Here is a 12458-nt window from a genome sequence, read left to right on the forward strand (position 1 = left end):
CGGCGTCGCCCGGGCAGACCCGGCGAGAGCGGTACCTTTCGGTGCCTTCGGGGCGGGGAATACGAATGGTTCCGGCGTGGCCTCGATCACCGGCGCGCCTGGTGGGCCCGGGGGAATCGGCGGCCGGAGGTCAAGTTCTGCCGGATAAGGACTGGAATCCTGAAATTATGGCAGGATTCAGGCGTTTCATTGGATATTTCGTTTATTCAAACCATCTGTGATTGGCTGGTTTCGACTCGCTGGCCGGTCAAGCCGGCCGAGGGGCGCGGCGAAGGTGTGAGGGACGTGTCACCGAGTCGACGCGGTCCCGGGCGCGACGCCGCCCCTGATTGTCGGTGACGGGCGTTAGCGTTCCGCGCGTCATGGTCGCAGGCGTCAAACCCCTGCGACGTCGGCGATCCGCGCGTGACGAGAGGATGGGACCGTTGGGTTGGCTGTCGGCGGGTGACGGGTATGAGGTCGCCCTGGTGGAGGGCCGGGTGGTGGCGAGGGCCACCGCGGGCCGGGCGGCGGGACGACGGCTGAAGTCGCTGCCGAAACAGGTGCGGGAGCATCCCGAGGTGGAGCGGCTGCGCCGCTTCGCCGAGTGGCTTGACCGGCACGCCGCGGCCTGTGTGGCACAGGTCGACACCTGGATGGTGTCCTCCCTGCCCGTCCCCACCGGGCTGGTAGCCGAGGTCTGGGCGGACGAGGCGTGGCGGTCGGTGCTGCGTGACCTCGTGGTGGTCGGTGACGATCCGGAGGAGGCGGGCTTCCTGCGGGACGTCACCCCTTCCGGCGAGCTACGGGTGGTGAACCTGGACGGTGAGACCGTCCGGCTCTCCCCGGTGGCCGTGACGCTGCCGCACCCCGTGCTCCTGCCCGGCCTGCAGGAGCTGCGGGAGTTCGCCGCGGAGCTGGGGGTGGTCCAGCGGGTCGAGCAGATCCACCGGGCGACCTGGATCAGACCGGCCGAGCCCGCGGAGAGCGCGGACGAGGTGGCGGAGTTCGCCGGGGGAAGGTTCGACTCCCGGTTCGGTCTCGCGGCCCGGGCCACCTCCCTCGGCTACCGGGTGTCGGGAGGCTACGCCACCTGCGCGGCGCGTGACGCGGGAGGCGCCACCGAGGCGCTGGTGTGGATCGGCGAACCCTACTGGGACGGCGACACCGAGACCGGAAACCTGACCTGGAACGGTCTGGGCGGCGAGCGGCTGCCGCTGCGGCAGGTCGGCCCGGTCTCCTGGTCCGAGGGGATGCGGATGGCCTCGGCGCTGTACGCCGGACGGACGGTCGAAGAAGGAAGGGACGTATGAACGGCGCCATGCCGTCGGCGGAGGCCGGAGCACGGGAACTGCTCGAAGCAGGGGCGGTGCTCGCCCCGGGCACGGAGGGCGGCGGTGAGCGGGCGGTGCCGCTGACCGCGCGGGCCTACCGGCACCCGGGGCTGGACGGCCGGACAGTGGTGCGCCTCGTCGCCGGGGAACTGGGCGCGGCCGAGGACGCGGCGGCGGGCTTCCTCGGCCTGGAGCCGGCCCGGGAGCCGGTCGTGGTCGGGCTGGGGCTGCGGCGCTCGCTCGGCTTCCCGGAGTGGGTGCTGGTGCACCACCCGCACGACGGCCATCACGCGCTCGCCGTGGTGCCGGAGCTGGAGCGCACGGCCAGGCAGGCGAAGACCCGGCCGAAGGCCGCCCTGGACGCCTACCAGCGGCTCGCCGCGCAGCTCGCCGCGTCCGTCCCGCACTTCCTGCCCACGTTCTTCGAGCAGGCGGGCCGGCTGTTCCTCACGGTGGACAATCCCACCTACGCGGCCCAGATGTTCACCCAGGCGCGCAGGGCGGAGGCGGAGCACGGTCTGCCCGTCGACGAGGAGCGGCTCGACGCGGTGTTCCTGGAGTTCGCGCTCGCCGGGGCGCTGCCGGTCAAGGCGCTGTCCGGGTACGCCAGGGAGCTGGCCGCCCGGGTGCCCGCGGACGAGGCCCTGCGCAGGTTCCGTGGGCTGTGCGCGCGCCGTACGGCGGGCGGTCTGTCGCCGTCGGCGCGGATGGCCGACGACCTGCGCCGCCTGGCCAGGGCCGCGGGCCGGGACGCGAACGCCGAGGAACAATCCTACCTGGTCGAGCTGCTCGGTCTGCCCGCCACTCTCGGCGCGCCGCTCGGCTGGTGGAAGGCGCACCGAGTGGCCCTGGTCGCGCTGGGCCGCCGGGATCCTGCGGTCCGCGGGACACTGCTGAACCTGATGCCCCGCGGCGGCGACGACGAGATGCCCGCCTTCTGGCTGGAACTGCTGGAGGAGTCGGGTGCCGCCGCGGGGCTGGGCGAAGGGGAGGTGCCCGAGCCGGAGCGATCCGCCGACGGCACGGCCGGCTGGCTTGAGCGCTTCCTGCAGATCTGGAGTCCCAGCTGGCGGGGCGAGTCACGGCTGCCCGGTCTGTACGCGCTGGTGGAGCGGGTGGCCGGACGGCTGCGCACCGAGCTCGCCGAGTCGGGCCGGGCCGTGACGGCCCCCACCGAGGTCGAACTGCTTGACCTGCTGCTGGCGCTTGACGTGCCGGTGGCCGACCCCGGCGCGGACGCGTGGCTGCTGCTGGAGTCGTGGGCGCGGAGCCAGGGCGGCCGCGACCTGCTCGCCCTGGCCGCCACCCCCGGGTTCCGGCCGGCCTTCCACCGTGCCGCCGACCGGTTCGCCGCCGACGAGGACGGCCGGCGGGCCGTACGACGCCTGGCCGCGTCTCCCGGCGGCAGGCCGATGCTGGCGGAGTGGATGAGGACGGTCGCCCGGCGCTCGTCCGCCACGGGGCTGCCGGGGCTGCCCGACGCTCTCAGACGGCTGACCTGGCTGCCCGCCGAGGCGCTGGTCCTCGCCGCGGAGGAGGTCGCCGAGGCCGCCCGGGCCGACCTCGCCTCCGAGCTCGCCAGGACACTGCGCGGCGGGCTCCTCGACGAGCTGGGCTGGCCGGCCTGGGAGGAGGCGGTCGCCGCGCTCGTCAGGCCGAAGGACCTCGGAGAGATCGAGGTCGCCGACGCGTGGCCGAACCTGATCGTCTCGGGGCCTGCCCAGGTGAGGGTCATCGGCGTCGAGGGCACCGTGCTCACCCACGACCTGCGCAGGCCACCGGACGACGTCTACGGCCCCCCCGGCTTTCACCACGTGGACGGCGAACTGCTCGTCTACTGGCGCTCCTCCGGCGCGGGCGACTCGCTCCGCGGCTACTGGCACTCCTCCGCCGGGACCTTCCGGCCGCTGGAGGCGCCGGACAGCACGTGGATGCTCCGTACCGACACGGTCACCCTGCCGCTGCCCGGCGGCGGCCGGACCACGGGCGCCGGGGTGCTGCACCCGGGGGACGCCACCGTGCCCACCCGGGCCCGGCTGATCGGCGACGGGACCTCGTTCTGGGTGTGGGACCAGCAGCGTGAGGGCTGGCGGGAGTACGACCCGTCCAGCATGTCGTACGGCCGGCTGAGCATGCCCGGTTTCCTCGCCGACGCGCCCCTCTCGGCTCCGGCGGGCAGCGCCTTCCACAGCGGGTGGCTGCTGCCCGCCGGGACCGATGAGGCCACCCCGGTGGGCGTCCCGGTGAACGGCCTGCTCGGCTGGCGGGTGGTCCGGCTGCCCGACGGATCGCTGCGCGGTGACGATCTCGCCGGGCGCACCGTCACCCTGGACGGTGGCCCGGACGGGCCCGGCCTGCCGGCGTGCGCCGTGACCTTTCCCGGTGACGACCGGCCACGCACCCTCATTCAGAACCACCGCCAGGTCAAGCTGATCGACCCCTCGGGGGTCGTCGTCGGGACGGCCACCATGGAGAGTGCCCCCGGGGCGTTCGCGGCGGGCACCACGACGCTGCCGCCGCCGCGTTACTGGTGGTGCCTGCGACCCCGCGACCCGGCGGGTTCCGCGGCTCTGCGCGGGATCGACGGGGAGACGGCGGCCGCTCTGCTGAAGGCCGCCGTCTGGGTGGAGTCCGAGCACTCCGGGCGGCCGGCCCACTCTCCGGAGCCTCAGCGGTCCACCCCCCGGGCCCAGGCCGTACCGCCCGCGCACCCCGGCCGGTCCGCGCGGGAGGAGTTGCGGGGGCTCGTCCGGGCTCTGCTGCCCCAGGTCCGCGATGACGCGTTGATCGCCGGGATCGCCGGGGTTGCGCGGTTCGCCGCAGCCCAGCGAATCACCCTGGACACCGTGGCGGCCCGGCTTACCCACGCCCTCGCCGGAGGGCAGGAGGAACAGTGGGAGGCCGGCCCCTCCGACCAGTTGCTCACCCGCGCGCTCAGCGGTCTCGGCGTCTCCGGCCCATGGTGGTACGGCCAGGCGTGCCACAACGCCTTTCAGCAGATACGTGTGATCACCCAGGCGCTGCGGGCCGCCTCACAGCACGCGGCGCACGCGGCCTCGGGCCCGGTGGCCCGTCTCCACTTCGACGGACCGCGGCTGCCGAACACCTCGCTGGAGTGGGAGCCGCTGCTCGACCGGTGCGCGGCGGTCGCCTACCGGGTGGCGTCGCCGGCGTTCGAGCCGGAGCACGCGGACGCGCTGCGCGAGCTGCTGCACGAGCTCGACGCGCTCGGGCTGACCTCGGCCGCCGAGCCCGCCCGGTGGCGCCGCCTGTCGCTGCACCTCGACGACAGTCTGCTCGTCGATGCCGGAGGAGACCGGCGGGACGGCAGCTGGTGTGGGGTGCTTCCACTGCCCGGCGGCGCGTTCATCGTCTTCCAGGACGCCAAGACGGAGAGTGGCGGCTGCCGGTTCGCCGCCCTCTTCCACGACCCGGCTCGCCGGTTCGACGTTCCCCACCCCTACACCGTGCGCTCCTCGGGCCCGGTCGGCGAGGGGCGGGGGATGGGGTGGCTCGCGGAGTTCCTGACCCTCCGCGCCGAACACGGCCCGGCTCCCTGGCGCCCGGAGGCGGCCGGGGAGTTCGCCCGGCTCACCGGGGTGACCCCGACGGCCGCCCGGCTGATCGTGGCGGGCCTGCCGTACGTGGACGGTCATGAACGGGCCTTCCTGCCCGCCGGATCGCGGACCGCGCTCGGGGTGAAGGCGGCCGACGCCGCCGTCGCCAGGGACGAACTGCGCGATGTGGACGCCGACATCCGGCGGGAGGTCGTCGCGGCGCTGCTGCCCGTGCGCCCGGCCGCGCTCTGGACGGACGGCCCGGACATCGCGGCCGCCGCACGGGTGTGGAACACCCGGGTCGGCCGGCGGGCCGCCGTTCCCGAATGGATCGTCGCGGAGGCGGCCCGTGCGGTACGGACGTCGTGGGAGCCGGGCCGGGCCCTGCCCGCCCTGATCGACCCCGCCGCGGCGCCGGAACTGAGCCGGGATCTGCGCTGGAGGGTGCACCGCGACCGCGTCTCCCCGGCCGAGGACGGCGCCACCGGGTTCACCGAGTCCACGCTGGTCGGGGTCGCCGCCCTGACGTCCTGGCTGGCTCACCGGCTCCCGGCCGGAGACCCCGTGCGGGCCGTACTGCCCGCGGCGCTGGCCGCGGTCCGGGACCGGCTGGCCAACCCTGACCTGATGCTCAGCCTGGGCCGCTACGTCAACCTCCCAGGCTTCCGTCAGGTCGCCGGGGCTCCCACCGAGGTCGCCGAGGGCTGGGAGCGCTACGGTGCCGTGATCATGGCCACCCATGACGACCAGCCGGCGCCGGGCATCCGCATGGCTCTGCTGGGCGACTTCGGGGACGACCCCTACCTGCCCGCCCTGCGCGCCCTGGCAGGGGACGCGGGAGAGCCGTTCCCGGTGGAGTTGGCCCTGCGCACGGTCCGTGCCCCGGGTTTCGCGGCACTCCTCGCCGACCCCGGTGATCCGGTGGCGGGGGAGCGGGCGGCCGACGGCACCTGGTGGCCACAGGACCCCGGCCGCTCCGTGCCCGCGCTGGTCGCCCAGGTCGCCCAGGAGTACGGTCTCGGCCAGGACGCCGCCGCACTCTACCTGGTGCTGCTCGCGATGCCGGACCCCACCGACAGGAACGTCACCCGGTGGACGGGCTGGAAGGCCGCCCGGTTCAAGACGGCCCGCGCCGAACTGGCCGCCACCGATCTGGTGGTCGAGGCCAGCCGGATCCGGGCGGGCCGCTCGCTCTTCCTCCCGGGGGCCTGGCTGGACCTCAAGGCTCCGCGTATCCCGTTGGAGGAGTGGAAGGTCCCCCTGTTCGACCTGATCAGTGAGAGGACCGCGCAGCTGGGGGTGATCGTGCCCACCGAGCCGGTCGCCGCTCTTTACACCAGGGCATGGCGGCGGGTCCGCGACGGTGACATTCCCCGGCTCGAAGAGCTCCGGGTGCGGCGCGGCAGACGTCGCTGATCCGGACGCCTCCGGGACACGGGTGCGGCGCCGTCCCGTCCGCCGCCGCACCCGCCTGGATCCTCCGGTCCTCCGGCGGACTTTCCCCGCCCCGTCTTCCCCCGGCAGGTCCGCCGCCGCACGGGCAGACTCCCGACCGAACAGTTCTCCCGGTTTCAGCGGTCTTTTACTCCAGTGGTCTTCTAATGGTCCCAGCAACTTTTCCCGATCTTGATAGGCACGACCCGGCAGGCACGACTCCAGTGGGTACGGCTCGGCGGCCACACCGAGCCCGTAGCGGACCGGGGCAGCGGCCCCAGAGACAGAAGGACTTCTCCCTTGACATTCCCTCCACGGCCGAAGCCGGGAGACTCCACCCCTCACGGGGTGGGTCGCCCGCTTCGTCTCCGGCGGCCCTCCCGGCTCACGCCGCCGGGCGCTCACCCCGGCTCCACAGCCGCCTCGCCCCTCCGCCGATCCGGCGGCGAGCGCGCCGGGGCGCACCCGTCCGGTGGTGAGCGCGCCGGGTCACGCGCGTTCGGAAGCGCGCGCGCCGGGGCCCATGCGCCCGGCGATCCGGTCGTGACCGCCGGGCACATCGCCGAACCGTCCGGCGCCCCGTCGCGTTTCCCTTCCTGGGCCGGACCCCGGGGGCTCCACGCCGGAGGTATTCGATGACCACGATGGAACAGGCGACCCCCTCGATCCCACCCAACCGGCAGGCCCTGCCAGCGGAGGAGCGGCACACCGTCGAACTCGCCTTCCTCGCCGCCCACGACGACGGTCCCCGCCCACCCGGCTGGACGCTGACCCCGCGCGCGGTGGTCACGTTCATCTGCGGCAGCGGCGGCGAGGCCCTGGAACTCTCCGGAACCCGGCCCGTGACGGCCGGCGGCGACCCCGAACTCCCGGCCCGGCTCGTGGTGACCTCCAAGTTCGTCGGCGAGCGCGCCCTGGTGGAACGCTGCGTGGTCACCCTCGCCGGAGAGCGCGGTCTGCTGCTGGTCGGCGAACCCGGCACCGCCAAGTCGATGCTCTCCGAACTGCTCGCCGCCGCCGTCTCCGGAACGAGCGCGCTCACCGTGCAGGGCACCGCGGGCACCACCGAGGACGCCTTCCGCTACGGCTGGAACTACGCCCTGCTGCTCGCCCAGGGGCCGAGCCGCCAGGCGCTGGTCGACTCCCCGGTGCTGGCCGCCATGCGCGCCGGTCTCGTCGCCCGGATCGAGGAGATCACCCGTTGCCTGCCGGAGGTGCAGGACGCACTGGTGTCGATCCTGTCCGATCGGCGCGTCAACGTGCCCGAACTCGCGGGCACCGTCGACGCCCTGGTGGCCGCCGCCCCCGGCTTCACCGTGATCGCCACCGCCAACCTGCGTGACCGGGGCGTCTCGGAGATGTCGGCCGCGCTCAAACGCCGGTTCAACTTCGAGACCGTTCACCCCATCGCCGACCCCGCGGCCGAGACCGCCCTGGTGCGCGATCAGGCCACCGCCGTGGTGCAGCGCGCCGGCGCCGCCTTCGGCGTGGACGACGCCGTGCTCGACGCGCTGGTCACCGTCTTCCGTGACCTGCGCTCCGGACGGTCGGCCGAGGGCTGGGACGTGGAGCGCCCCGGAACGGTGATGTCCACCGCCGAGGCGGTACAGGTCGCCGCCTCCCTCGGCGTGGCGGCGGCCTACCTGCCCGCCGGGGACGTCCTCGACCTGATGCCAGGTCACCTGCTGGGCGTGGTGCGCAAGGACGACCCGGCCGACCACTCGCGGCTGCTCGGCTACTGGGACGGCCCGGTGCGCCGCCGCGCCGAAGAAGGCTCCGCGATGTGGCGTCGGCTCTGGGACCTGCGGGAGAACCTCCGTTGACAGACGATTGGGAAACGTCTTCCCGTGGTGCGCGTTCACGGGAGGCGGTCGCCTGGGGTACCTCCTTTCCGGAACGCGGGATGTTGGGACGGCGGTGCTGAGAACGTGGATCCTCGACACATGAGCACTCGGGACACGGGCCTCCTTGACGTGGCCGTTCGTGGCCTGAGTGCTCGTGACGCGAACGATCGGAGCGTGGACGACCGGGGGGTGAGTGATCAGGTGGCGGGTTCCGCCACCGGTGATCCCCGCGAGATCGTGGACGCCCTCGCCGGGGCCGGCCGGCCGTACCTGCTGGGGGTGCGTCACCACAGCCCGGCGCTGGCGGTCGCCGTTCCGGCACTGCTGGACGCCGCCGGGGCCGAGGTGGTCTGCGTCGAACTGCCCGCCGACTTCCAGCCGTGGCTGGCGCACCTGGCGAATCCGGCCACGGTCACCCCGATCGCCCTTGCCGGGACGGACGAGGAGGGGCGGCTCGGGTTCTACCCCTTCGCCGACTTCTCCCCGGAACTCGCCGCCGTCCGCTGGGCCAGGGAACGCGGCGCCGAGGTGATCTGCTGCGACCTGCCGCTGTCCGCCCCGGCCTGGTCCGAGGAGAACCCGGCGCGGACTCCCTCCGACCGGCCGGATCTGTCGGCGGCCGAACACCCTCAGCCGGGGTCGCCTCAGGCGGAGCCGTCACCGGCGGAACACTTCTCCCGCACCGAACCCCCTCGCACGGGCCACCCCCGCACCGGACAGGCCCGGCCGGTGGTGGCCTTCGGTGAGCCGTACCGCGCGGAGCCGGTCAAGGGTGGGCAGGTCTCCGACGACTCATCTCAGGTGGAGTTGGCTCGCATCGAACGGCTTCCCGCCGAAGCGGCCCTGACAGGGCAGGCTCCGGTGGACACGGCGGCCCCGGCGGCCCCGGTCATTTCAGTGGACACGGTGATCCCGGTGGGGAACGTCTTCGCCGACGGTCTCGCCGCCTCCTGCACCGGGCGGGACGGGGACGACATGTGGGATCGCGCCGTGGAGGTGCTCGCTCCAGGGTGCCCGCCCGAGGCGGTGCGCCGGGCCGCGCTTGGCGTGGGCTGGGCGTTGCGCCAGGACGCGGAGATCTCGGGTGGTGTGCCGTCCAGGGATCTGGCCCGTGAGGCGCACATGCGTGAGGTGATCGCCGGCGCCGCCGCCGGTGGTCGCAGGGTCGCCGCCGTGGTCGGAGCCTTCCACGCCCCCGCACTGGTCATATCGGTGGACGAGGCCGCCGAGGGGGCGGCGCCGTCGATCCCGGCCGGCCCCGCCGGAGGGTGCCCGACCGAGATGGCCGTGGCAACCTCACCCGGTGGCGGTGGCGGTGGCGGTGGCGGTGGCGGTGGCGGTGGCGGTGGCGGTGGCGGTGGCGGTGGCGGTTCCTTGTCCGCCACGTCGCTCGTCCCGTACGCCTTCGACCTGCTCGACTCCCGGTCCGGCTATCCGGCGGGCATCCGGGATCCACGCTGGCAGCAGGCGGTCTTCGCCGCCGCGGGTGATCCTGGAAAGGTCAGGGACGCCGCCGCCCGCGCGATCACCGACCTGTGCCGGGAGCTGCGCGCGGCCGGGCACACCGCGGGCACCGGGGAGGCCGTGGAAAGCCTGCGGCTCGCCTGCGATCTGGCCCGGTTGCGAGGGCTACCCGCGCCGGGCCGGGGCGAGTTGCTGGAGGCCGTGACGACCGTGCTCGGCCAGGGGGAGCCCCTCGGGCGTGGCCGGGCGCTCGCCCGTGCCCTCGAAACCGTTCTCGTCGGCACCGACCGTGGCAGGACCGCGCCAGGTACACCGCGTTCCGGGCTCGGCCCCGCGGTCGAGGCCGAGCTGGCGGTCTCGCGGCTACCCTGTCCGGAGAACCCCGGCTCCCGCGAGATCCGCCTCGACCCGCTCCGCTCCGCCCTGGACCGCCGCCGTGAGATCTTGCTGCAGCGCCTGCTGGCGTGCGGTGTCGGGTACGGCCAGCCGATCGAGGTGGCCGCGACGGGGGACGCGACCGCGCTCACCACCCGGTGGCGGCTCTCATGGACCCCCTCCGTCGCCGCCCTGCTCGACCTGGCGGGCGTGCGGGGGGTCACCGCGGCCCTGGCAGCCGCCGGGACGCTGAGCGAGACCTTCCGTCGCGAGTCCGCCGAAGGGGGCGCCACCTGCGAGTTCATCCTCGCGGGCCTGCGTGCCGCGGCGGTCTGTGATCTGCCGGACCTGGTCGCCGACCGCCTCGCGGACGCCACCGCCGTACTTCCGGCCACCGCGGGTCTCCCCGACCTTCTCCAGGCCCTCGACCTGCTGGAGGCGCTGCGCCGGGAGCACCTTCCCGGCACCACACCGGCAACCCGGCGGCAGGCCGCGGAACTGGCCGACACACTGCTGGAGGCCGCGGTCCGCGCGCTGCCCGGCCTGGTCGGCAGTGACCGGCGGGAGGACGCCTCCGCTCTGGTCGCGCTCGTCATCCGGGTGGGCGAACAGCGGCTGGGCATCCGCATGGACGACGCGCTCGACGCCCTCGTGCGCGCCGGCTCCGCGCTCATGCAGGGAGCCGCGCTGGCGGCCCGTGTCCTGCTCGACCTGGACGTTCCACGCACTCTCGGTGCTCGCGCCGCAGGGTGGATCGACACCGCCACCTGCCCGGACGGGCGTCACCGTCTGTCTCGCCTGCTCACCGGTCTGCTCACCGCCGCGGGCCCGCTCCTGCAGTCGGCCACGGCGGCGCTCGATCCGGTGCTGGACCGCGTCGACGGGCTGACCGACCAGAGTTTTCTGGACCGGTTGCCGGCTCTGCGCGGTGGTTTTGACACGCTCGCCCCGGCGGGACGCGACCGGCTGCTACGGGTCGTGACCGACCGCCTCGGTGATCGGATCGATCTGGCGTTGAGCGCTCCGCCGGAACTCCTGGCCCTCTGGGCCGACGCCGACGCCGCCGGACTGGCCGCCCTGAACGCCCTGGGACGCTTCACGCCCGGACTCTCCGTTCTCTCATCAGGGGTGCGCGAGGCACCTGACGCGGGGCCTCGCGCGGTGTCCGCCGCATCCGAGACGGCTGGGTTCGGCCGGCAGGCCGTGAAGTCGGAGGGGGCCGTGAAGTCTGGGGAGGCCGGGAAGCCGGAGCAGGCCGAGACGACGGTGGGGGCGGGGGGTGCCGGGCGGCGGCTGGCTCCCGCCGATCGGTGGCGGTTGCTGCTCGGCAGGGAGACCGAGTACCTTCCCGCCGACGCCCGGCGCTACGCGCACGCCCTGGACGAGCTGTACGGCGCGGGCCGCGGAGAGGGGGTGGGCGATGTCGGATCAGGGCGGGGCGCCCGGCAGGGGGGCGGCGGCGGTGGTCAAGGGGCCTCCTTCCCCACCGCCCGAGAGTGGGCGGTGGAGCTCGACGCCCTGTTCGGCGCCGAGGTACGTGAGGAGGTGCTGGCCAGGGCGGCCCACACCGGGCGGACCGATGTGCTCGCCGTACTCGACCCCGAAGCGGTGCGCCCGTCGATCGACCTGCTGACCTCGGTTCTCTCCCTGGCGGGTGGCCTGCCGGAGCAGCAGCTCTCCCGGCTGCGACCGCTCGTCCGCCGCCTGGTCGCCGAACTCGCCCGCGAGCTCGCCACCCGGCTGCGTCCGGCACTGACCGGGCTCGCGACGCCACGCCCGACCCGCCGCCCCGGCGGTCGCCTCAACCTGTCCGCCACCCTCAGGGCCAACCTGGCGCACACACGCCGGACCGGCGACGGCAGGTTTCTCGTCGTCCCGGAGCGGCCGGTCTTCGACACCCGGGTACGGAACGAGGCCGACTGGCGGCTGATCTTCGTGGTCGACGTGTCCGGCTCGATGGAGGCCTCGGTGATCTGGTCCGCGCTCACCGCGGCCGTCCTGGGGGGTGTCCCCACCCTCTCGACCCACTTTCTCGCCTTCTCCACCCAGGTGCTCGACCTGACGGACCAGGTCACCGACCCGCTGTCCCTGCTGCTTGAGGTACAGGTCGGCGGCGGCACCCATATCGCCGCCGGACTCGCTCACGCCCGCTCCCTGGTCACCGTGCCGAGCCGTACGCTCGCCGTGGTGGTCAGCGACTTCGAGGAGGGCTGTCCGATGGGAGGGTTGCTCGGAGAGGTTCGCTCCCTCGTCTCCTCCGGTGTGCATCTGCTGGGCTGCGCGGCCTTGGACGACACCGGCGCGCCGCGCTACTCAGTGCCCGTCGCCCAGCAACTCGTCGCGGCGGGAATGCCCGTCGCCGCGCTCAGCCCGCTCGCTCTCGCCCGCTGGGTGGGCGACCGCCTCCGAGGAGAAGCCCGTTGAATCTCCCCGTCCCGGCCTCTGCCCCCGGCCTCGCCCCGGCCTCCGGC

4 protein-coding genes are annotated in these 12458 nt (G+C 74.2%); all 4 read left to right on the forward strand.

Annotated features, from left to right (window positions below; translation table 11 throughout):
* The first annotated feature begins 425 nt into the window (after nt 1-425).
* Nucleotides 426-1292: a DUF4132 domain-containing protein gene (locus ABZ194_RS22620; protein WP_355598981.1), complete on the forward strand. Its 867-nt coding sequence runs from the start codon at nt 426-428 to the stop codon at nt 1290-1292.
* Entirely contained in the window at nt 1289-6286 is a 4998-nt protein-coding gene (locus tag ABZ194_RS22625) for a DNA-binding protein (RefSeq protein ID WP_355598982.1), read from the forward strand. Before ABZ194_RS22620 ends, ABZ194_RS22625 begins: the two co-directional genes overlap by 4 nt.
* A gap of 653 nt (nt 6287-6939) precedes the next feature.
* Nucleotides 6940-8127, forward strand: a complete 1188-nt coding sequence (locus tag ABZ194_RS22630; RefSeq protein ID WP_355598983.1) for an AAA family ATPase — start codon at nt 6940-6942, stop codon at nt 8125-8127.
* 120 nt (nt 8128-8247) lie between these two features.
* A complete protein-coding gene (locus tag ABZ194_RS22635) occupies nt 8248-12411 on the forward strand; it encodes a DUF5682 family protein (RefSeq protein WP_355598984.1) in 4164 nt (1387 codons plus the stop codon).
* The last annotated feature ends 47 nt before the right edge of the window (nt 12412-12458 follow it).

Origin of the sequence: Streptosporangium sp. NPDC006007 (genome assembly GCF_040614315.1) — a bacterium.
Lineage (GTDB): Bacteria > Actinomycetota > Actinomycetes > Streptosporangiales > Streptosporangiaceae > Streptosporangium.

What these genes read in the sequence shown, in the direction of transcription:
- ABZ194_RS22635 (WP_355598984.1), top strand. Translation starts at nt 8,248, where the DNA reads ATGAGCACTCGGGACACGGGCCTCCTTGACGTGGCCGTTCGTGGCCTG.
- ABZ194_RS22625 (WP_355598982.1), top strand. Translation starts at nt 1,289, where the DNA reads ATGAACGGCGCCATGCCGTCGGCGGAGGCCGGAGCACGGGAACTGCTC.
- ABZ194_RS22630 (WP_355598983.1), top strand. Translation starts at nt 6,940, where the DNA reads ATGACCACGATGGAACAGGCGACCCCCTCGATCCCACCCAACCGGCAG.